The 22,065-nt window shown below is 53.8% G+C and carries 22 protein-coding genes, 3 tRNA genes and 1 riboswitch; of the genes, 17 read left to right on the forward strand and 8 right to left on the reverse strand.

What is annotated here, in order from left to right:
- On the forward strand, positions 1-1,320 hold a 1,320-nt coding region (locus CSA35_01170), incomplete at its 5' end, for a hypothetical protein (GenBank protein PIE55371.1).
- A gap of 74 nt (positions 1,321-1,394) precedes the next feature.
- Here CSA35_01170 and CSA35_01175 read toward each other — a convergent pair.
- The 3 genes from CSA35_01175 to CSA35_01185 form a co-directional block, all read right to left on the reverse strand.
- A tRNA-Thr gene (locus CSA35_01175) sits at positions 1,395-1,470 on the reverse strand.
- A gap of 2 nt (positions 1,471-1,472) precedes the next feature.
- Positions 1,473-1,548 (reverse strand) — tRNA-Glu (locus CSA35_01180).
- 3 nt (positions 1,549-1,551) lie between these two features.
- Positions 1,552-1,627, reverse strand: a tRNA-Lys gene (locus CSA35_01185).
- A 673-nt stretch (positions 1,628-2,300) separates the two neighbouring features.
- On the opposite strand from CSA35_01185, the gene CSA35_01190 reads away from it, so the two are divergent.
- The 16 genes from CSA35_01190 (at position 2,301) to CSA35_01265 (ending at position 17,020) form a co-directional block, all read left to right on the forward strand.
- A complete protein-coding gene (locus tag CSA35_01190) occupies positions 2,301-3,095 on the forward strand; it encodes a hypothetical protein (GenBank protein PIE55372.1) in 795 nt (264 codons plus the stop codon).
- A gap of 568 nt (positions 3,096-3,663) precedes the next feature.
- A riboswitch (cobalamin riboswitch) is annotated at positions 3,664-3,835 on the forward strand.
- A 128-nt stretch (positions 3,836-3,963) separates the two neighbouring features.
- Positions 3,964-5,334, forward strand: a complete 1,371-nt coding sequence (locus CSA35_01195) for an ethanolamine ammonia lyase large subunit (protein ID PIE55373.1) — start codon at positions 3,964-3,966, stop codon at positions 5,332-5,334.
- Between the two features lie 92 nt (positions 5,335-5,426).
- Complete coding sequence (locus tag CSA35_01200) at positions 5,427-6,365, forward strand: ethanolamine ammonia-lyase (GenBank protein PIE55391.1); 939 nt, start codon at positions 5,427-5,429, stop codon at positions 6,363-6,365.
- A 19-nt stretch (positions 6,366-6,384) separates the two neighbouring features.
- On the forward strand, positions 6,385-7,038 hold the full coding sequence (locus CSA35_01205) for a microcompartment protein EutL (protein PIE55374.1): 654 nt from the start codon (positions 6,385-6,387) through the stop codon (positions 7,036-7,038).
- A 28-nt stretch (positions 7,039-7,066) separates the two neighbouring features.
- Positions 7,067-7,624, forward strand: a complete 558-nt coding sequence (locus CSA35_01210) for an ethanolamine utilization protein (protein PIE55375.1) — start codon at positions 7,067-7,069, stop codon at positions 7,622-7,624.
- A 5-nt stretch (positions 7,625-7,629) separates the two neighbouring features.
- Positions 7,630-9,105, forward strand: a complete 1,476-nt coding sequence (locus tag CSA35_01215; GenBank protein ID PIE55376.1) for an acetaldehyde dehydrogenase (acetylating) — start codon at positions 7,630-7,632, stop codon at positions 9,103-9,105.
- 32 nt (positions 9,106-9,137) lie between these two features.
- Entirely contained in the window at positions 9,138-9,446 is a 309-nt protein-coding gene (locus CSA35_01220) for an ethanolamine utilization microcompartment protein EutM (GenBank protein PIE55377.1), read from the forward strand.
- A gap of 13 nt (positions 9,447-9,459) precedes the next feature.
- On the forward strand, positions 9,460-10,314 hold the full coding sequence (locus CSA35_01225) for an ethanolamine utilization protein EutJ (GenBank protein ID PIE55378.1): 855 nt from the start codon (positions 9,460-9,462) through the stop codon (positions 10,312-10,314).
- Positions 10,296-10,967: a hypothetical protein gene (locus tag CSA35_01230; protein ID PIE55379.1), complete on the forward strand. Its 672-nt coding sequence runs from the start codon at positions 10,296-10,298 to the stop codon at positions 10,965-10,967. Before CSA35_01225 ends, CSA35_01230 begins: the two co-directional genes overlap by 19 nt.
- Positions 10,964-11,239, forward strand: a complete 276-nt coding sequence (locus CSA35_01235) for an ethanolamine utilization protein EutN (protein PIE55380.1) — start codon at positions 10,964-10,966, stop codon at positions 11,237-11,239. The genes CSA35_01230 and CSA35_01235 overlap by 4 nt, the downstream gene beginning before the upstream one ends.
- 52 nt (positions 11,240-11,291) lie before the next feature.
- Positions 11,292-12,407, forward strand: coding sequence for an ethanolamine utilization protein EutH (locus tag CSA35_01240; GenBank protein ID PIE55381.1), 1,116 nt, complete (start codon positions 11,292-11,294; stop codon positions 12,405-12,407).
- 10 nt (positions 12,408-12,417) lie between these two features.
- Complete coding sequence (locus CSA35_01245) at positions 12,418-12,858, forward strand: ethanolamine utilization protein (protein ID PIE55382.1); 441 nt, start codon at positions 12,418-12,420, stop codon at positions 12,856-12,858.
- 37 nt (positions 12,859-12,895) lie between these two features.
- Positions 12,896-13,660 (forward strand): cobalamin adenosyltransferase, encoded by a 765-nt coding sequence (locus tag CSA35_01250; protein ID PIE55383.1) that lies wholly within the window; start codon positions 12,896-12,898, stop codon positions 13,658-13,660.
- An 18-nt stretch (positions 13,661-13,678) separates the two neighbouring features.
- Positions 13,679-15,100: an ethanolamine ammonia-lyase reactivating factor EutA gene (locus CSA35_01255; GenBank protein PIE55384.1), complete on the forward strand. Its 1,422-nt coding sequence runs from the start codon at positions 13,679-13,681 to the stop codon at positions 15,098-15,100.
- A 21-nt stretch (positions 15,101-15,121) separates the two neighbouring features.
- Positions 15,122-16,447 carry an electron transport complex protein RnfC gene (locus CSA35_01260; protein PIE55385.1) on the forward strand — a complete coding sequence of 442 codons (1,326 nt, stop codon included), beginning with the start codon at positions 15,122-15,124 and terminating at the stop codon, positions 16,445-16,447.
- A 24-nt stretch (positions 16,448-16,471) separates the two neighbouring features.
- Positions 16,472-17,020, forward strand: coding sequence for a propanediol utilization protein (locus CSA35_01265; protein PIE55386.1), 549 nt, complete (start codon positions 16,472-16,474; stop codon positions 17,018-17,020).
- Here the strand turns inward: CSA35_01265 and CSA35_01270 are convergent.
- The 5 genes from CSA35_01270 to CSA35_01290 all read right to left on the reverse strand — a co-directional run bounded on the left by CSA35_01270 (position 17,017) and on the right by CSA35_01290 (position 21,809).
- Positions 17,017-17,493, reverse strand: coding sequence for an ethanolamine utilization protein (locus CSA35_01270; GenBank protein ID PIE55387.1), 477 nt, complete (start codon positions 17,491-17,493; stop codon positions 17,017-17,019). The two genes, CSA35_01265 and CSA35_01270, sit on opposite strands and share 4 nt — an antisense overlap.
- Positions 17,490-17,834: a microcompartment protein gene (locus CSA35_01275; protein PIE55388.1), complete on the reverse strand. Its 345-nt coding sequence runs from the start codon at positions 17,832-17,834 to the stop codon at positions 17,490-17,492. The genes CSA35_01270 and CSA35_01275 overlap by 4 nt, the downstream gene beginning before the upstream one ends.
- A 117-nt stretch (positions 17,835-17,951) precedes the next feature.
- Entirely contained in the window at positions 17,952-19,019 is a 1,068-nt protein-coding gene (locus tag CSA35_01280) for a polyamine ABC transporter ATP-binding protein (protein PIE55389.1), read from the reverse strand.
- Between the two features lie 4 nt (positions 19,020-19,023).
- On the reverse strand, positions 19,024-20,694 hold the full coding sequence (locus tag CSA35_01285) for an ABC transporter permease (GenBank protein ID PIE55392.1): 1,671 nt from the start codon (positions 20,692-20,694) through the stop codon (positions 19,024-19,026).
- A gap of 98 nt (positions 20,695-20,792) precedes the next feature.
- On the reverse strand, positions 20,793-21,809 hold the full coding sequence (locus CSA35_01290; GenBank protein ID PIE55390.1) for an ABC transporter substrate-binding protein: 1,017 nt from the start codon (positions 21,807-21,809) through the stop codon (positions 20,793-20,795).
- Positions 21,810-22,065: the final 256 nt, after the last annotated feature.

Here is a 22,065-nt window from a genome sequence, read left to right on the forward strand (position 1 = left end):
GAGTTCGCCATTCGAATCACCCACGACAAAGCATACCACCTTAACAAGGCAAAAATCATGGCACCTATGAAAGATTTTTTGTCCCTTATAGAACAACAAACTGGCACATTGGTCAAAAAACACACCCGGACCCAAAATATCCTTCTCATCTCCCTCTCCTTCTTTCTCGGGGTATCTATGTTCCTGATCATCCTCCTTTTCGTCACGGAATACCGGCGAATCAAGAGGCCTCTTCAGGAGATGCCTAAAACCATCAAAAAAGTGGCCGATGGCGAACTGATACATTCCCTGAGAGTTCGTCACGCCGACGAGATCGGTCAAATATCCACCAACTTTAACACCATGGTCACAAACTTCAGAGAGATCATCCTTAACATTCTAGAATCGGTGAATATGGTGACAAAGACCTCTGAAGAGGTAGCAAGCTACACCAACGAGGCCCACATGTCCAGCGACAAGATATCCAAGGCTATCGTAAACATCGCAACGGAAACAGAAGAGCTGGCAGAAAAAGCAGAAGGGGCCCTGAACTCCATAATCGAGCTGGAACCCCGTATTGGGGATATTACTGCGAAAATCAGTTCAATCAACAAGAACACCAACATGATGAAAGAACAAAACACCAGGGGCATCCAAGCCATGGAAGAGCTGAGTACCCACTTCCAAGAGAGTACTCAGGCCGAAAAGAAGGTTGCACTTGGCATAAAAAACCTAGCCGACAAATCGGGTAAAATCGGGAGTATCGTGGTAACCATTAACAGTATATCGGAGCAAACCAACCTCCTTGCCCTGAATGCCGCTATTGAAGCAGCCAGGGCAGGAGATGCTGGCAGGGGATTCGCCGTGGTTGCCGAGGAGGTCCGGAAGTTGGCCGAACAGTCTACCGAGGCAACCAACGAGATCCAAAAGATCATTGAGGACATCACTGACATCATCCGGGAAACCGAGACAGATATGGAAAAAACGAGCAAAATCATCGAGGCAGCCAATATATCCCTAGACGGAGCCAGAGAAGTTTACCAAGAAATTGTCGAATCAACGGCCGAGACCGTCTCGGAGATCGACAAAGCAACTGAAAGTCTGGATACCCTTAATCAAATTAAGGGAACCACTACCGGCACCATCAGCTACATCTCCTCGGTCAGCCAGAAAACGGCAGGGGCCACTGAGGAAATCACTACCTCCGTGAAGGAACAGACAGCGGCTATATTCCACATTAACGAACAAATGGAGGAACTCTCCAAGCTGATCACTGATCTCAGGGAGAAGTCCAATCGCTTCCGAGTACAAGAGTCCCAACAAGGGCTGAGACCTCTCTAAAAAGACAGGGAGCAGCCTTGTAAATATCCAGATAAAAAAGCCCAGAGCATCAAAAGCTCTGGGCTTTTTTATTCTGGAGCCGGTGTGCGGACTTGAACCGCAGACCTGCGCATTACGAGTGCGCTGCTCTACCAACTGAGCTACACCGGCAATGGCGGTCCCAGCGGGATTTGAACCCGCGTCGCCGCCGTGAAAGGGCGGTGTCCTAGACCCCTGGACGATGGGACCGCTTGGTGAGTCGTGTGGGATTCGAACCCACGACACCCGGATTAAAAGTCCGGTGCTCTACCGACTGAGCTAACGACTCACGATGCAAATGCTTGGGGCACAAGCACGAAGCATGATACACCACACTATTTGAGTTGTCAATATATGTATATGGAACAAAGGTGCCATGGGAGAGGGGAAAAATATGCCTATATGTCAGAAGAGTCAAACAAAAAGAGATAGTTTCTTGAACATACAGGAAGCGAAAAGATCTTGGCTATCGACAGGGGTATACTGGAAGAGACGATGGTAAATAGGGGAGGCTTCTCGCCTTGGAGTAAGCAAGAAGGTATCTCTTTGGTTACAGACAGGGGACCTCTAAGTACTCAGAAACTCGCCTCAGGTCGTTTCGACGGAGCCCATTCGAGGTTCGTATTTTTGACCTGCCGTCGTGAAGTATCGACACTATGGGGACTGGAAGAATACCCGTCGCCGCTTCTGCCACTACTGGAAAAGCTCGTTGTCGATCCTGATCTGGAAAAGCTCGTTGTCGATCCTGATTTTAAATAGCTCATGATTGATGCCTCTCACATGAAAGTATACCCGCACGTATCGGGAGCAAGAGGAAAGAAAGAGGAAACGATCTTTGTCGAAGCTTGACACAATGACATGATACAGGATGAGGTGACGCTTCCCTGTCTCGTAATATATTTATCAAAATATATCTTTTAAAAATTCCACCATTACGTATAATTTTATCAGGAGGAAAAAGAATGCAGTCTAAGCAAATTACAGTTTTTATTTTGATAATTATACTTATCGCTGTTATAAAAAGACGACTATTAAGGTGCATTTTGTTTCATATCTATATAATTCTAACCTGCATCTGGGCGGCTATCGGACTTTATTTTTTAGGGTCATATCTATCAACGAAAAACAGCCTCTTAGGCTCACTCATTTTTTTCATATCATTTGATTTTTTCTTGGGAGCCCTTTTGTGGATATATTTTACTTATCGGGATAGTCAAGGCACAAACATGAAAAATATAAAAGAAATTCTATCTAAAAATCAACGCGAATGCATTATCACGAGAAAAAATAAAATATTAGGCCCCTTACTGCTCATTCCACGAAAATCAAAATCCTACACCTGGACATTTATAGGCAGACAACCTATAAAAAACATTTGTGGATTTAATTTTGCGAGCCTATTTATCACTAATGAAAGAATCTTCATTCAAAGCATTCTCTTTGGTATGCCATTGTTGGAAATACATATGCAAGACATCGAAGAAGTCAGGCTACATGACAGCTTCCAAGGCATTATTACACTAGAAATAACAAAAAGCTCTGCTGGAGCCTATATAAAGCTATTTCACCATTCTGCAAATATAGAGGGGGTTATCTACTTAAATGTAGGAAAGCACTCCGAAGAGTTAAAAAATTTGATAAATACCTTGTCACACCCACAAGTTAGAAAAATCAATATGAATATCGCAACTTCTTCCTGTGATGCACTTCCCTCTCCGTACCCTGATGAGCACGATGGGATCTCGCTTTGCATCTGAACGCCTTATTTGCCTCTACCAATACTCTCAAGCCCCTTCAGGTTGTCATTAGAACTTCAAGAAATTAAAAATCGTGACGTTTCTCCCGGTACAGCTTGCTCAGCGTCTCGCCTGTCTGCTTTTCCGAGTCGTGCGTTTTGAAAGCTTACCTTGGGTGCAGTGAACGATTCATATCCGAGCTGAAAGACGAGATTCTCTCTGAACAATTAGAGGAGGAGATTATCATTGGGGAACGACAATTCTTCTTGACATGAACGAGGGTAGGAGTATATGATCTTTGTGAGTACATTCTCAAAATATCTGTGGGAAAGTATTCGCCACTCGACAATAAACTGAAATCTTAAGCCCTTGCCGTAGGGGCCTGACGACTCTACTATTCACCAGAATACCTCTTCAACAAGATGAGGATAGCGGTATATCGGAGGTTGGGCATCAAGGGATATGGAAATGTCCGATAAGAACTTGAGGCCTTTTTTGAAGAAAAAACAACAGTATCTTCCTCCTCCTCTGAAGGAGACGGGAAAGGAGAGCGATATTCCCGAAAAAAACGATGACGAACGGCTTTCAAAGCACAAGCAGAAGGACAGATCGTCAACGACAAACTGGAATCCGGTGCAAATCCGGAGGGGACCCGCCACTGTAAGCCTGACGACCCCGTCAACCACCGGGTTCCTACCCGGGAAGGGACGGAGGAAGGAGGACGGCAACCCAGGAGACTGGTCGTGGACGAAGATCTATGGAGCCTTACGCGGACTTGAGGCCTCCGTCGGCAATGCGGTTATCGCTTTGCTCGAGGGGGTCTTGTTTTTTTAGTGCCAAGGTCTCACGAAAGCAAGGCGTCAGAACCATACCAGGAGGTGAGGCAGCGGTGAAGCTCAAGACGACCCTCTTTGGCCATACATACCAGTTCAAGAGCGTCAAAGAGGTCCTGGCTAAGGCGAACGAGGAGAAGTCCGGCGACCGACTGGCGGGAATTATCGCCGAGTCCATGGAAGAACGGATTGCGGCCAAACACGTCCTGGCCAACCTGATGATCTCGGACCTGAGGAACAACCCAGTAGTCCCTTACGAGGACGACGAGGTCACTCGGATTATCCAGGATGACGTAAACGAACGGATCTACAACGAGATCAAGAACTGGACTATATCTGACCTTCGAGAGTGGATTCTCTCCAACGAGACCACCGGAGAGGACATTAAGCGGATAAGTCGGGGACTCACCAGCGAGGTCATCGCTGGTGTGGCTAAACTCATGGGCAATATGGACCTGATCTACGGAGCCAGCAAGATACGAATCTCGGCACACTGTAACACGACCATCGGGCTACCCGGAACTCTGGCTGCTCGACTACAGCCTAACCACCCAACCGACGATATAGAGGGGATCACCACATCCCTGTTCGAGGGGCTCTCCTATGGCGTGGGAGATGCCGTCATCGGTTTGAACCCGGTGGATGACAGCACCGAAAGTGTTAAGAAGGTTCTGCTCAAGTTCCAGGAAATCAAGGAGACCTACGAGATTCCGACCCAAATCTGCGTCCTGGCCCACGTAACGACTCAGATGGAAGCTATCCACAAAGGAGCACCCACCGACATGGTTTTCCAGAGCATCGCCGGATCGGAGAAAGGAAACGAAGCTTTCGGCCTCACAGGAGCCATGCTGGCCGAAGCTCTGGATCTGGTGCTCAAGGAGGGAACCTCCGTAGGTCCCAACGTGATGTACTTCGAGACCGGGCAGGGAGCCGAGCTTTCCTCCAATGCTCACGCCGGAGCGGACCAGGTGACAATGGAGGCAAGATGTTACGGCTTTGCCAAGCGGTTCCGGCCTTTCCTCGTTAACACAGTCGTAGGATTCATCGGCCCTGAGTACCTTTACGACAGTCGCCAGGTTATCCGGGCTGGCCTGGAAGATCATTTTATGGGCAAGCTCACGGGAATCTCCATGGGATGCGACGCTTGTTACACCAACCACATGAAGGCCGACCAGAACGACATTGAGAACCTGGCCATCCTGCTTACGTCGGCAGGTTGCAATTACTTTATGGGCATTCCTCACGGCGACGACGTTATGCTCAACTATCAGTGTACCGGATATCACGAAACGGCGTCCCTACGCCAGCTTCTGAAAGTCCGCCCCATCAGGGAGTTCGACCGTTGGCTGGAACGATGGGGTATCACCGAAAACGGCATTCTGACAAAGAAGGCCGGTGATGCGTCGCTCTTCTTCCCTGATCGGTAAACCTTAGGCAAGGGGTGAGAACGGTGGTAACCGAGAAAGACATCAAGACCATGGTGGCACAGATTCTCTCTGAGATGAGCGCCTCCTCAGAGATGAAAGTAAAAGAGAACGAGCCTCGACAGACTTCACCGGTGGACGATGCCGGGAAATCTACAGCGACTGAGGCATCTTCAGAGCCAGAAGTGTCCATGGCATCTGAGGTGCCTACAGAATCTGAGGAGACGACAACTTCTCATGAACAAAAAGATGCCGTCTCGACCATCGAGGACGAAGGGCTCCCGGATCTGACGGAGATCGATCTGAGGAAACAGATGTTGGTCCCCCATCCCAAGGACGGGGAAACCCTGTTGGCCATGAAGCTTTCCACCCCGGCTCGGATCGGCGTCTGGCGAGCTGGGCCCCGATACAAAACTGAGACATATCTGCGATTTAGGGCAGATCATGCGGCAGCCCAAGACGCCGTCTTCAGTGATGTCTCCGATGAATTCCTGGAGGCTAACGGCTTGGAGGCTATCCAGACACAGTGCACGAGCAAGGACGAGTTCATCACCCGTCCCGACCTGGGACGGCAGTTCTCCGACGATGCCAAGAAAATCATCGAAAAAATCGCAGGAACTTCATCCAAAGTTCTGGTCTACGTTTCTGACGGTCTCAGCTCCACGGCAGTTACGACCAACGCCATGGACACCATGAAATCCATCACCCAGGGCTTGGACCGACACGGCGTCAGCCTGGGGAACCCGTTTTTCGTCAAGTACGGCCGGGTTCCTGCCATGGACGTGATCTCGGAGGTTACCGGATCTGAGGTGGTGTGCGTCCTCATAGGCGAGCGGCCTGGGTTAGTCACTGCCGAGAGTATGTCGGCCTACATCACGTACAAGGGAACCGTGGGGATGGCCGAGGCCCGTCGGACCGTGGTCTCCAACATCCACGCAGGAGGGACTCCTGCGGTCGAGGCTGGCGGCTACATCGCCGACATCATCAAGCTCATGCTCGAAAAGAAGGTCAGTGGTATCGACCTGAAACTCTAAGGAAACGGGAGGGAGACCTATGAAAGGCGATCCTTTAAAGACGACGCTCCTGAGCATCAAAATCATTCCTAACGTAAACCCGGACCTGGCCGCATCCCTGGGGCTTCGGACGGACCAGCGAAGTTTGGGACTAGTGACCGCCGACTGTGACGACGTGACCTACACCGCCTTGGATGAGGCCACCAAAAAGGCCGACGTCAAGGTGGTCTACGCCAAGTCTTTCTACGGAGGTGCCGCTAACGCCAACACCAAACTTGCAGGGGAGATCATCGGTATCCTGGCGGGGCCCAACCCTGCCGAGGTCAGAAGTGGTCTGAACGCCTTGGCTGACTTCATCGAAAATGAAGCGTGGTTCATCTCGGCCAACGAGGATGACACCATCCCCTACTACGCCCACTGTATCTCCCGAACCGGAAGCTATCTGTCGGAGACGGCAGGCATTACCGAGGGCGAAGCTCTGGCCTACCTCATCGCCCCTCCCCTTGAGGCTATGTACGCAGTGGACGCAGCTCTGAAGGCCGCTGACGTCAGGATGGCCACTTTATTCGCCCCCCCGTCAGAGACCAACTTCGCTGGGGGGCTGCTCACGGGTTCGCAATCAGCATGCAAAGCAGCCTGCGACGCCTTTGCCCAAGCGGTGATCTTCGTCGCTGAGAACCCAGTACTCTACTAGACATCGGACAAGCACCGGGAGCGGTTCCATGAGGACAGCTATCGGAATGATCGAGACCTTGGGGATGTTGGGAGCTGTGGAGGCAGCCGACAGTGCCTTGAAATGTGCCTCGGTCTCGTTACTTCAGGTGATAAAGGTTCGGGGAGGGTTGGTCACCGTCTGCATCACGGGAGATGTAGCGGCCGTTCGGGCCGCAGTAGACGCGGCGGCAGCGTCGGTGACCCGGCTGAAAATCTCCTCTACAACCCATGTCATCCCCAGGCTCGCGGATCAGGCTTGGCCCTTGGTGTCTCCCCAAATTTCCGAACCCGAACGAGAGGAGAGGTCCGCACGTATCGAATTTGCGGTTCCCGAAAAGAGAGACGAGACACAGAGAACGGACGAACCGACCCCGGAAGAGAGGTTTGAGGTCAACAACGACAAGCAAAATCGACGGGACCTGGAGTCTATGACGGTCATGAACCTGCGTCGTCTGGCACGAAACGAGGGGTTGACCTCCATGACCAAAAAGGAGATTCGGTTTGCCAATAAGGCCCAATTGATTCGGGAACTGAGGACGCTGTACGCAAGTAAGGAAAAGAGGTGAAGCCTGTGGTCTCTTTAAAAGACCGAGATCTTCTCTCCATACAGGAGACCAGAATTCTGGTCGCTCAGGCAAAAAAAGCCCAACGGCAGATAGCCGTCATGGGGCAGAACGAGATCGACAATCTGGTGAGAGCCGCGGCCCAAGCAGGCGAAGACAACGCCGAGCATCTGGCAAAGATGGCCCACGAAGAGACGGGGTTCGGTCGGTGGGAGGATAAAACCCTTAAAAACATTTTCGCCGCCCGGGGAACCCACCGAAGCACATTGGGCATGAGCACCGTGGGGATCATCCGGGAGGACAGAGAAAAAAAGATCCTGGAGATCGCCTCGCCACTAGGAATTGTGGCAGGCCTTATCCCTTCCACCAACCCCACGTCCACAACCATCTTCAAGGCCATGATCGCTGTTAAGGCCGGCAATGGAATAATCTTCTCTCCTCATCCAGCGGCCAAGCAATGTATCATGGAGACAGTCCGGATCCTCTCCGACGCGATCCAAGAGGCCGGAGGTCCTGAGGGATTGGTGGGATGTCTCTCCCTCCCGACCAAAGACGGTACAACAGAGCTCATGAGACACCGGGATATCTCCATGATATTGGCAACCGGTGGGGCAGAGATGGTCCATGCCGCCTATAGCTCGGGGACACCCGCCCTGGGAGTGGGACCCGGGAACTCTCCGGCATTCATCGAACGAACCGCCGATATCCCCACAGCGGTGAGGCGAATCATCGAGAGCAAAACTTTCGATTACAGCACCATCTGCGCCTCGGAACAGTCTGTCGTGGTGGACGAGCCCATCCGATCCTCCGTGGAGGCCGAGTTCCGAAAACAGGGGGGCTATTTTCTATCCCCCGAGGAGGCCGCTAAGGTAGCCTCTGTCATCCTCTCCCCGTCGGGAACCATGAACGCCCGGACAGTGGGACGAAGCCCTCAGGTGATCGCTGAGCTGGCAGGAATTTATGTGCCGTCTGAGATCCGAGTACTACTGGCTCCCCAGGAGGGAGTGGGCAACGATTATCCTTTCTCCCACGAGAAGCTCTGCCCCATCCTTGCGTTTTACTGGGCTGATGGCTGGGAACGATGCTGCGAGCGATGCATCGAGCTCCTGGAGTTCGAGGGGGCGGGACACTCTCTGGCCATCCACACGGCCGATGAATCCATCGTTCGAGAGTTCGGACTCAGAAAACCGGTCTCCCGTTTGATCGTCAACGCCGGTTCGTCCCTCGCAGCTGTTGGAGCCACGACCAATCTCCTGCCATCTCTCACCTTGGGATGTGGCGCTGCCGGGCACAACGCTACATCCGATAATGTGGGCCCTATGCACCTGTTGAACATCCGCCGGGTAGCTTGGGGCATCCGGGAGATCGGAGATCTTCGTCTCGAGAAGCGACAATCTGGTGAATCTCGGACCACCGACAGCCGGATCGATGATCTGGTCAAGGAGATCGTCGACCAGCTCGAAGTACGACTAGCGCTCAAATAGACATCGCTGAAGACAATAAGGGAGGCAACGTCATGAACAACGGGATGCAGGCACTGGGAATGATTGAGACCAAGGGGCTCGTGGGCTCCATCGAGGCTGCCGACGCCATGGTGAAAGCAGCCAACGTCACACTCATCGGTAAAGTCCATGTGGGAGGCGGATTGGTCACCGTTATGGTCCGGGGCGATGTGGGGGCCGTCAAGGCAGCTACCGACGCTGGAGCGGCCGCTGCAGGCAAGATCGGAGAGCTCATTTCAGTCCACGTGATTCCAAGACCTCACGGCGAGGTCGAGTTTATCCTCCCTAAGCTGGAGGGAAGCGGCCCGTCCTCCAGTATCTGATGAAGACACGACCATGACCGGCCTGGGTAACGCAAATCGAGCCATAGAGGAGCTCTACCGACACCGCCTAGGGGCGTCTCCTTTGCTATCCGGGCAGGAACCTTTGAAGGTCGGGGTCGACTTGGGAACATCGTCTATCGTCCTGGTCGTTCTGGACCGGGATAATCGACCGATAGCCTGGGAAATGGAGGAAGCCTCGGTGATCCGGGACGGTCTTGTGGTTGACTACAGCGGAGCCGTGACCATAGTCCACCGACTCAAAGAGGCCCTGGAGCAAACTATCAAGGTGAATCTAACCTCCTCAGCCATCGCTGTCCCTCCGGGAACAGGCGAACGGGATTCTGCTACCCACCGATACGTAGCTGAAGCCGCCGGACTCAAAGTCTCCAATGTACTGGACGAACCAACGGCGGCTAACTCGGTACTCCGAATGAAAGACGGAGCCATCGTAGATATCGGCGGAGGAACGACAGGCATATCGATCATCTCCGATGGGAAGGTGCTTGGCGTCTTCGATGAGCCCACCGGCGGAATCCACGTCTCGCTGGTCATCGCCGGCAACCGAGGGATATCCCTCCAGGAGGCCGAGGTCATCAAGAGAGACCCCTCGCGATCCAAGGAGGTCCTGACCATGGTCACACCGGTCATTCAGAAGATGGGGTACATCGTGGCAAGCAGCATCAAGGGTTTTCCTGTGGACTGCCTGACCCTTGTCGGGGGAACCTGCTCCCTTCAGGGCTTGGACGCCATCGTATCCAAGGAGACAGGGATCCCCGCTTTTACCCCCTGTCACCCCTTTTTGGTGACACCTCTGGGGATCGCCATCAACTGCGAAGGAAGTGAGAGCAAATGGACCAAGAACACCTGATCGAGACCATAACGGAAGAACTGATCCGTCGACTTCACACGTCCGAAAGCGAAACCGAAAGGACCTGCCTGGTCGTCGGCGCGGATGAGGCCCTAGCTGACATCCTGTCGGAATGTCGTCTGACCCAGTGTCCCGCCTACGAGGCCGACACGGTGAAACTTGAGTCCTACGAGGCCGTAATCGTGCCGTGTCTGTCGGAGAATCAACTTGTTCTGGCGTCTCTGGGACTTCGATACGGCTCCGAATCGGCGGCCATTCTGGACGGACTTCAGGAAGGACGCCCAGTCTACATACTGGATACACCGGCCTCCCAAACAGGCACGGCCATCTATCGGTACTACGAGGAATGCAGACATCGATTGTCGTCCTTTGGGGCTCGGTTCGTATCTCGACAGGAACTGAGCGCTGTATTCCAGAGACCAACACAAACGACGGCCCCCTCCATCTGCGGGCCTCAATGCGATCAGGTTCCAGGTTGCACCATGGTAGACCTCTCCAGCCGATCAGTCCTCTCCCAGAGGGAGATCGACGAACTTTGTGTCGGCAGCTGCACCGATCTTGTGATCGGTCCTAAAACGGTGGTTACCCCCCTGGCCCTGGATATACTGCGGCACAGGCACATCACCATCACCCGCCTGGAGACCGACCGGTGATCATCGCCAAGGTGGTGGGCAATATCTGGGCCACTAAAAAAGAGGATGGGCTCACCGGAATGAAATTCCTGGTCGTTCGTCCCACCCAAAGCCATGCCAAGGGGACTTTCGTGGCAATTGACGCCGTGGGAGCCGGCATCGGAGAGGACGTCATCGTCTGTCAGGGAAGCTCGGCACGAACCATCTTCTCCGACAGCAACGTCCCGGTGGACGCCGTGATCGTCGGGATAGTCGACACCCTTGAGGTAGACGAATCCCTTCTGGACGCCTGAGAACAATCTCACCTTTCAGGCATGACACAACATAGCTGGAGGTGCATATTCCATGGGGATCAACGACATCATACTCTACATCATGACGGGCTTTATGGTTCTGGGAGCCTTGGACAAAGCGTTTCTCGGCAATCGCCTGGGCTTTGGTGAAAAATTCGAGGAGGGATTCATGGCTATGGGATCCCTCATGCTGGCTATGGGTGGCGTCATCACCCTGGCTCCACTGTTGGCGGCCGTCCTCAAGCCAGTCATCGTTCCTCTGTACACTGCGGTTGGAGCCGATCCGTCCATGTTCGCCACCACCTTGTTGGCCAACGATATGGGCGGTTATCCTCTGGCCATGCAGATGGCTGAAAACCCGTCAGTAGGGCGCTTCGCCGGGATCATCCTGGGGGCGATGATGGGGCCGACCATCGTCTTCTCCATTCCGGTGGCTCTGGGCATCATCGAGAAGAAGGATCATCCAGCCCTGGCCAAGGGCATCCTTCTGGGAATGATCACGATCCCCCTCGGCTGCGTAGCCGGCGGTCTGGTCATGCTCAGCAGTGAGTTCACCATCTCCATGATGCTGGTGAACCTCATCCCGGTCGTGATCGTCTCAGCCCTTATCGCTACCGGACTCAAGCTGATCCCCAACGCCATGATCAAGGGCTTCACCCTTTTCGGAAAAGGTGTGGTTTCCTTGATCACAGTGGGACTTGCCATGGGAATTATCGAGGCCCTCTCGCCCTTCCGGTTTTTCCCCGAGGGCTCGCCCATGGCATTGGCACCTCTGTCGGACTCCATCGCCACCATCGGTGCCATCGCTATCGTCCTGGCAGGGGCCTTCCCCATGGTTAGTTTTATCACCAAGGTCTTTAAACAACCCCTTCTGGCCTTTGGCAAAAGATTGGGTATGGGCGACGTTTCCGCCGCTGGCATGGTCGCCACTCTGGCCAACAACATTCCCATGTTCACCCTCATGAAGGACATGGACGAGCGGGGTAAGGTCATCAACGTAGCCTTTGCGGTGAGCGCAGCCTTCGTTTTCGGTGACCACCTGGGATTCACCGCCGGTGTAGAACGAGAACTCATATTCGCAATGATCGTTGGCAAGTTAGTAGGCGGTATCACAGCGGTTATCCTGGCCTGCAAGGTCACCCCAGCCAACGTCGCAGAACAAAAGTGAGGAGACGAGAATGGACAGATGCGAGCTTGAAGCCCTGGTTCGAAGTCTGGTAGTCCAGGCACTGGCGCAAGGCAATCCTTCCTTTGAGAAGACGGTGGACCCCAGCGGGATCCTTTCGGTCCGTGCAGCCACCGTTCATCCTGAACCCTTTGACACAGGGAAACCGGGCGATGACGTGAAACTCACCGATATCGTCACCCTGGAGGAAAGCCCCCGATTAGGCTGCGGCATCATGGAGATGAACAAAACGACCTTCGAGTGGACCTTGAAATATGACGAGGTGGACTACATCATCGACGGAACCCTGGAAATACTCATTGACGGACGAAAGGTCGTGGGACACCGAGGCGACGTGATTTTCATTCCGGCCAACTCGTCCATATCGTTCAGCGCCCCGGAACACTCCCGTTTCCTCTTTGTCACCTACCCCGCCGACTGGGCCTCTCAATAAAACCAGGAGAGCGATACGTGGCGGGGAGGTGAGATGAATGAAGCTCGTCACAGAGACCCATCTTCGAGAGGAACTGGGGGACAGACCATGCGACACCTACACGGTGGACCGAGGGACCATTGTCACCCCATCGGCCCGGGGATACCTGTCGGATCATCACATCGAGTTGGTCATTCGGGATGGTCGACCGTCAGAGACCGCTGAGGTACCGCCGGCCGAGGTTAAAGAGAAAGAGCGGCATAGCCCGAAGTTTATCGGCCCCGACGGCGGATGCTTCGATTCCAAACCAGAACACCTGACCCACATCCACGGCAAGCGTCTGGTATCGAAAAAACACCCCCGGATCGCTTTTCGGGGGAAGATGGACAGCTTTCAGGCCCGGATCGTGGAGCTCCAATGTCGGTCCATCGAGTTGGGCGCTCAAGCTTTAGCCGACGAACTCGAGGAAGTACTGGACTTTGCCCGGGCTATCCTCAGTGCCGAGATCATGGAACATCCTCTGGAGGATCGCCCTTTAATGGGCCTCTCCCTGGAGGAGCTCCACTCCATGTCTCATAACCCAAGGAAGACCTTCGGCATGGGACACGTGAGAATCCACTACACCATTGGCCCCCTCTGTGTGGGCCTCAACAGCCTCAGGACCGCCGTCAGAGAAGTAGAGCTGGCGGCAGTCCAGGCCTTCCACGGCGACGATGGGGCAGTCTATCGAAACGACATCCTCACGGCCCTGAACCGGATGAGCAGTACCCTCTACGTCATGATCTACAGACACCTGCCCCGAGGATACGATAAGCAGTACTGAGGAAAGGAGAGATCACCCATGACCGAGACGGTCCTGAGTGTGGGCATCGACATCGGCACCAGCACAACCCAGCTGATATTCAGCGCCCTGGAAGTGGAGAACACTGCCGGAGTGGCGTCAGTGCCCCGGATCTCGGTGGTGGAGAAAAAGATCCTCCGCCGCAGCGACATTTATTTCACACCCCTGATCTCCCCCACTGTAATCGACACCGAGGGTGTACGGCAGATCGTCACCAAGGAATACAACCGAGCCGGCATGAGCCCCCAGGATATATCGGCAGGGGCCATCATCATCACCGGTGAGACCGCCAGAAAGGAGAACGCAGAGGCCCTCCTCCAGAGCCTGAGCGACCTGGCAGGGGATTTCGTGGTGGCCACGGCAGGATCGGACCTGGAGTCCATTCTGGCAGGTCGGGGCTCCGGTGCTGCCCAGGCATCCAAGGACAACCGAACCACCGTGGCCAACTTCGACATGGGCGGCGGTACCACCAACGTGGCACTGTTCACTAACGGCGACGTGGTTGACACCACCTGTCTCGACATCGGCGGCCGACTCGTCCGATTGGACAAAGATGACGCCATGGTCACGTACGTGGCTCCCAAGATGGGCCCGGTCATCCAGTCCCTGGGGATCGACGTTCGAGAGGGACAAAAAGCGTCTTCAGAGGATCTCAAAACCCTGGCTCGGCGTATGGCCGGGTTCTTCGACGAGCTCTTGGGACTGGCACCCAAGTCTCCCCTGTTCCGCGACATCCTGACAGCCCACGACCTGCGGTCCATACCATCGCTTCATGCCGTAGCCTTCTCTGGCGGCGTGGCCGACGGCATGAACGCTATTCCCCCTGGAGGCCTCTTCGCCTACGGCGACATAGGCGTCCTTCTGGGGCAGGCCGTGACCGAGACGGCAATGTACAGGACCTTCAAGGTCCTGCCCACCAAGGAAACTATCCGGGCTACTGTGGTCGGTGCCGGAACCCACTCCATGGACATCAGCGGCAGCACCATCGGGTTCTCCGACGAGAGCCGACTTCCCGTGAAAAACCTGCCCATCCTCAAACTCTCCAAAGACGACGAGGGACTGGAGGACGAACTGTCCCAAAAGATACAGTGGTTCACCGAAAAAGACCCCCAACAGGTGGTGGCTGTCGCCCTGAAGGGGACGAAAAACCCCTCCTTTGACCTGGTCCAGAGCTACGGACAACGAATCCTAAAAGGTCTGAGCGAATACCTTCGCCACAACGACCTCGTGGTGGTCGTCGTCGAAAACGACATGGCCAAGGCTCTGGGATACGCCCTAGGCAGTTTTCTCCCCGAAGGAACAGCGGTGATCTCCATTGACGGCATCTCGGTCCACAACGGCGACTACATCGACCTGGGACGTCCCCTGGCTAAGGGACGGGTGATACCGGTAGTCATCAAAACCCTGGTTTTCGGAAAATAAAACAATACGAGGGGGATTTTCATGACTCAGCTCCTGGACGACATTCAAAGTGCCGGTATCGTCGGAGCAGGAGGAGCGGGGTTCCCAACCCACGTTAAGTTTGCTCAACCCTGCGAATACATCCTGCTCAACGGTGCCGAGTGCGAACCTCTTCTCCAGGTGGACCAGCAAATCGCCTCAACCTACACCGGGAAACTGATGGAAACCATGGAACGGCTGGTAGAGGTTATAAAGGCCAAGGGGGGGATTTTTGCCCTCAAAGCAAAATACCACGATGCCATGAAAGCTATTGAGACCGCCCTTCCGGGTCACCCTACCCTCTGTTCACACTCCCTGCCCAACGTGTATCCGGCAGGCGACGAGCAGATCCTGGTTTATGAGGTCCTCAAGCGAATCGTCCCCGAGGGAGGCATTCCTCTAGCAGTGGACGTGGTCGTCCTCAACATGGAGACCCTGTTCAACGTAGGAGAGGCCATGGAGGGACACCCCGTTGTGGACAAGTTCCTCACTGTCAATGGTGAAATTCACCGACCGACGACCGTCAGGGTCCCTATGGGCGTCTCCTTTGCTCAGGTCGTAGACTCCTGCGGCGGAGCCACCATAGATAACTGGGTGGCTCTGGACGGCGGCCCCATGATGGGACGACTAGTCATCAACCCCGACGAGCCGGTAACGAAGACCACCAAGGGAATCCTGATCCTGCCACGGGACCATCCTCTTGTGATCTCCAAAGGACGCAGGATCGACGAGATGATGCGCCTGGCAAAGATCGCATGTTGCCATTGTATGCTCTGCACCGACGTGTGTCCCCGATATCTCCTGGGACATAAACTCCACCCGGATAAGCTCATGCGTCTGGCTGCGTACAATCGAACGTGTGAAAAGGACGTGACTGCCACCGAGGCCTTCCTGTGCTGTGAATGCGGCCTGTGCGAGATAGCGTGCATCATGGGACTCCAGCCATGGAAACTCAACAGGGAGCTTAAAACCAAGATGGCCGCCGTCGGGATCAAAAACCCTCATGATGACCGCCCCAAGGCCATCAATCCTTTTCGGGATTTTCGAGGCTTTCCCACCAGCAAACTGATTCATCGACTGGGACTGTCAGCCTACGCCCAAAAAAAAGCGCCTTTGGATGAGATGTTGACAGTGAAAGGAACGTCGGTGACTTTACTACTCAAGCAACACATCGGCACTCCAGCCAAACCCCAGGTATCCCCGGGAGATCGGGTACACCGAGGTCAGCTCGTGGCTCAGGGAGAGGGGGTTGTCTCAGCACACGTTCACAGTTCAGTGGACGGCATCGTCCGGTCGGTGACCGATAAGGCTATCGTGGTGGACCGGTGAACTGAAAAAAGGAGGTGGCCGAACATGAGCACAGCCATAGGTCTGGTTGAATTCAAGACCATACCCAAAGGGATCGAGGCATCGGACGCTATGCTGAAAGCCTCGGGCGTTCGATTGCTTTTCTCGTCACCTATCTGTCCGGGTAAGTACATAACGATTATCTCAGGCGAGGTGGAGGAGGTTCGCACCGCCGTAAGCAAAGGGAGCAGCGTTGGCGGAATCTTTACCGTGGATGCTCATGTCATTCCCAACGTTCATAGGGACGTCACCCCGGCCATCACCGGGACCGTTGACACGCCGGAGATCCCGTCTCTGGGGGTCGTCGAGACCATTTCGGCCGTAGCGGCCATCAAGGCAGGGGACATGGCTGCCAAGACGGCATCCATTCATCTTCTGGAGATTCGGATCGCCCGAGGGCTGGGCGGCAAGGGTTTTATACTCATCGCTGGTGATCTGGGAAGCGTGGAGAGCGCCGTTCAAGCCTGCGAGAGAGGGATCGGAGACGAGGGAGGTATCGTCAGCACATCGGTCATTCCGTCCCCCCACAGAGGGCTCATCTCTTTCGTCGTCTAAGGGAGACCTCCCGGTGCCTCGGTTCGGTTTCGTCCCTCTCTCTCCCGAAGCTGGCGGATCCGTTCCGCCAGCTTCTCAATACCATCGCCCCGCACGCATGAAACCGGATAGATCTCCCGAACCCCAGAGGAGAGAAGTCTTTTCTTAGCCTCCTCCACGTCCTCAGGACTGGCCAGATCCACCTTGGAGACCACACCGATCACCGGAGCCCGAAGAGCACGGGCAAACCCCGGGGGCGTCTTACGGTGTCTCATGGGATCGGCCAGGAAAAGGATTAGTCCTGCCTTGACCGATGTCATGATAAGGGCGTGGTAAAATCGGGGAATATCGTAGAATTCACCAGGAGTGTCCACGGCCTCACCGCCGAAACAGACCGACTCGGTCTTTCTGACCTCGCGATCCCACACCCCCAGAGCCTTGAGCAGACTTGTCTTGCCCGCCCCGGTGGGGCCCACCACCATGATGGGCTTCATGTCATGGTCACTGGTGCCGGAAAAAAACCCAGCACTGACTTTAACGTCCTCACCGTAGCGTTCAAAGAGCTCTCAACGGCCCCAACGTCACCGGTAAACAGGATACATCCTGTGAATCGATCGATGAAGTCCATGGTCACCGCAGCCGACTTAGAGGCGATATCCGCCGCTATAATAGCCCCCTCGCCAGGGGTGATAGTCATGATCCCGATTGCTCCGACACTTTCAACCCCTATAAGGGAACACAACCCTGGTTCGGGATTGCAGATCATGTGGGCCAACGTTACCTGTTTCCCCGGAACATATTCCTGGACGACACGGGCCTTATCCTCCTGAGGCATAGACTCTCCCCCTCTCCGTAATATCTTCATGGTACGACAAGCACCTGGAAGAGACAAGATGTAAGCATAGCTGCTTGGAGTCTAAACTCATCGCTGGGGTCAAGTCTCTAAAAACATTTACAAGGTCATTGGTCTCTCCAACAGGTGCAACGTCTCAGATCTCAGCGAGACGCCGATGGACGATCCAGGTTCCAAAAGCACCCCGGTCAGCGGATTCACTTGGTGGACCACCAGTATCCCCAGGTCGGGGCAATCGACCTCATACTCCAACAGGTTGCCCAAAAAGGTGGTGCGAACGACCTTGCCGGGGAACTGTCCCTCGTCCGGGCTGATTCCTACCGCCTCGGGGCGGACAACCACCTCTCGAAGAGTATCGAGCTCATCGGGAGCCTCCGTCAGACCATAAGATTTTCCTCCCAGGAGGATCCCACCTGAAACGGTTCTTCCCTCTAGGAAGTTGGCCTTTCCGATAAAATCGGCGACAAAACGATTTCTTGGCTTGGCGTAGAGATCCACTGGAGAGCCGATCTGTTCGATCCTCCCATCCCTCATCACGACTACCCTATCTGAGATACTCATAGCTTCCGCCTGGTCGTGGGTGACATAGATCGCTGTGATCCGCAAGGTTTTTTGAAGACGACGAATCTCTATGCGCATCTGTTCCCGAAGTTTAGCATCCAGGTTGGAGAGTGGCTCGTCGAACAAAAGCAACTCGGGCTCCATTACGATGGCTCGGGCCAAGGCGACTCTCTGCTGCTGCCCTCCCGAAAGCTGGGAAGGACGCCTTCGCTCCATGCCTTTCAAACCAACGAGTTCAACGACTCGATTCATCTTGTCCTGTATAACTTTAGAGCTCAATTTTTTGAGGCGAAGCCCAAAGGCGACGTTCTCGAACACGTCCAGATGAGGGAAAATAGCATAGGACTGAAACACCAGCGTGGCGTTCCGTTTGTTAGGAGCCACATCGTTCACCCGTCGATCACCAAAATAGATGTTCCCCTCCGTGGGATCCTCGAATCCAGCGATCATTCGAAGCAGGGTTGTCTTCCCACAACCGCTGGGCCCCAACAGAGTGACCAGCTCTCCATCCTGGATAAACAGATCAGCAGAATCAACGGCCTGAACCTTAGAGGCACTATCATACCCGTCGAACTCCTTACTGAGTCTCTGTATACGAAGCTCCATGCCACTACTCCTCTCGAACCTGAATGGACGAGGCACCGCCAGAGCGCCCCGGAACAAGCCACCCGATGATTGCCACGGCAGCGAGAACAATGCAGACCAATATAACGCTGAAAGCCGCAGCCACGCCAAGCCTCCCCGCCCCCACTTGGCTCAATATCTGAACCGTTAACAAGTTCCAGTGAGCCGAGACCAGAAAAATAGCAGCACTTATAGCCGTCATAGCCCTGACAAAGGCAAAGACCAACCCGGAGAAAAAGGCTGGAGCAATGAGGGGCAACGTAACTCTTCGAAAGGTCGTCAAACCATCAGCCCCCACATTTTTGGCGGCCTCCTCTATGGAAGGATCAATCTGCCTGAGAATGGCTACCCCCGATTGAATGCCAACAGGGATATAACGGAACACGAAATTGAGCACCAATATGCTCAAGGTCCCGATAAGGACGACCGGAGGTCTGTTGAAAGCCAAGATATAGCCTATACCAACAACCGTTCCGGGGACAGCGAAGTTCAGGATGGAGCTAAGCTCAAGAAGCCCCTTACCTGGGAAGGAGAATCGAACGACCAAGAAAGCTATAAGCATACCAAGAAAGCCGGAGATCGGGGTGGAGAGAAGGGCCACAATGAGGGTGTCCTTTATCGTCTCCCCTCCTACCTTGAAAGCGTACAGCAGGTGTGCCAGAGTAGGGGTAAAATCATACCCCCAGACCTTGGTAAAAGCTCCTACAACGATGACCCCATACAAGAGGATAACCGAGGCAGCCAAAATCGCCAAAATACCCTGAAGTATCCGTTTCGCTCCGGGGCCAATCAGCTTAGACGTAGAATCCACCGGCTTGCCCGTAATAGTCGTGTATTGCCTCTTTCTAAGGAAATATCGTTGAGTAAGGAAAGCCGTCACCGATGGCAAAAGGAGTACAACAGCCAAAGCTGCCCCAAGAGGCAAGTTGAAAGAACCGGTGATTTCGAGATAGGCTTGGGTCGCGAGCATGGGGAAGCGACTTCCTGCCAAGACCAAGGGGTTCCCGAAATCAGCGAGAGACTCGATAAAGACCACCAAAAAGGCGCTTGCAAGACCAGGGAGGGAGAGAGGAATCGTCACCCTGCAAAAAGTCTGCCATCGAGAGGCTCCCACGTTCATAGCTGCATCCTCCAAGGTAGGATTGAGCGACTCAAGGACACCACGTAGAGTCAAGTAGGCAACTGGAGCAAAAGTGAAAACTTGTGAAATGAGAACTCCCTGAAAACCATAAATTGAGTAGTGTCGTATGCCAAGAAGCCCTCTGGTGATCAGACCGTTAGATCCCAAGAGCATCAAAACCGACAGAGCGCTGGTGAAAGGAGGAGCAATTATAGGTAATATAAAAATCAAGTGAAGAATCTTTTTCCAGCGCAGATTTATCCTAACCATGGACAAAGCTGCCGCAAAGCCGACGACAGTCCCGATAAGACCGGTAAGGGCACCCACAGAAAGGCTATTCCACAGAGCGTTTCTGAGGTAGGCAAATCGGCCAAAGCGAAAATACTGTTCTAGCGACAGAGATCCTTGAGCATCATGAAAGCTTTTGAAGAAGACCATGCCAAGAGGATAGAGAACGAAGAGTGCCAAAGCACAGGTCACGGCTAAAATTAAAAAAGCCATCACCGGATCTCTCAAGAGGAGACGACATTGCCTCATCCCTCGCCGCACGACACCACCATCCCTCTACAATCAAATAATCCCGGGGGAAAAATCCCCCGGGTAGGTTCGTTCAAAGTACTTCGAGATCGTAACCGCTATTGCCCCAACACCTGCGTCACCCAGCGTTCCACGATGCGTTTTTTATCCTTCGCAGCCTTTTCTCTGTCGTAATCGATAAGTTTGATCTCCGAAAGAGAAGGAAGCCCCTCGCCGGCGGAAACATCGGGACGAACTGGGAAAAAATAGGTCTTCGCAACACTGAGAGTCTCTTGTCCCTTCTTGGAGATGATCCAATCTACAAGAGCCTTTGCCTCCTGTAGGTGTTTCGCCCCTTTGAGGATCGACAAGGCTGCAGCCTCGTATCCCACGCCCTCAGCCGGAAATACGACCGTAGACGGGTATCCCTGATCCACCAGTTTAAGAAAGGCCGGGGTAAACTGTATCGCGATGTCCGCTTCCCCAATAGCCAGGTTTTTGCTGGGCCCCGTGCCACTCTGAGTATAGGTCTGCACGTTGGGGTTGAGCTTTTTCATGTAATCGAAGGCCTTATCCTCGCCATAAACAGTCATCAACGTCTGCAGCATGGCGTACGCCGTTCCAGACGACTGTGGAGACGGCATCTGGATCATACCCTTGTATTCAGGATTGGTAAGATCGGCCCAAGAGGCAGGCACGGGGATCCCGGCCTTCTTCAACTCCTTATCTAAAACACCAAAGCCCAGAGGATTCATATAGAAGGCATACCAAAACCCTTCCGGGTCTTTGAAGTTGGCTGCAAGTTCATCGCTCTCCTTGGAAAGGTAGGGTTGGGTGAGCCCTCTTTCCCTGGCGACAATATGATTCTCGTTAGGAGCACCAAACCATAGATCCGCCTGAGGATTGGTTTTCTCTGCCTCAATACGACTCAAAGCAGGACCGGAGGAGAGGACGACCATTTTGACCTGAATTCCGGTGTCCGCTGTAAAAGCATCAAGTATCTTGATGGCGTTCTCCTCGTCAACGCTGGAGTAGATCACCAGAGAACGCTCTTCCGCCATGGCAACCGTAATCAACAAGGTTATGGAGATAAGAGCAACGAAAAGGACGACGACATATTTGAAGCGTCTGGACATGAACAGACCTCCCGAAAAAAGATAGATTTAGGACCGCCATCAACTATACCACGTAGAGTAGAAGAGGACCACAGATCATCAGAGAGCTCAGAGAGTAAGAGGAGGGAAGTGAGTATTCGAATGGAGTTTCAGATGCCGAGCTTCGTGTTTCGTGTGTTAAGAATGCCTGTAAAAAAACAGAGCAAGAGACCTGTTCCTTTTTGCAAGGCTCGAGGCGAGAAAGGAAAAGTGTGTTGAGAGGTATTGTATAAGCAAG

The organism is Dethiosulfovibrio peptidovorans (assembly GCA_002748665.1).
GTDB lineage: Bacteria > Synergistota > Synergistia > Synergistales > Dethiosulfovibrionaceae > Dethiosulfovibrio > Dethiosulfovibrio peptidovorans_A.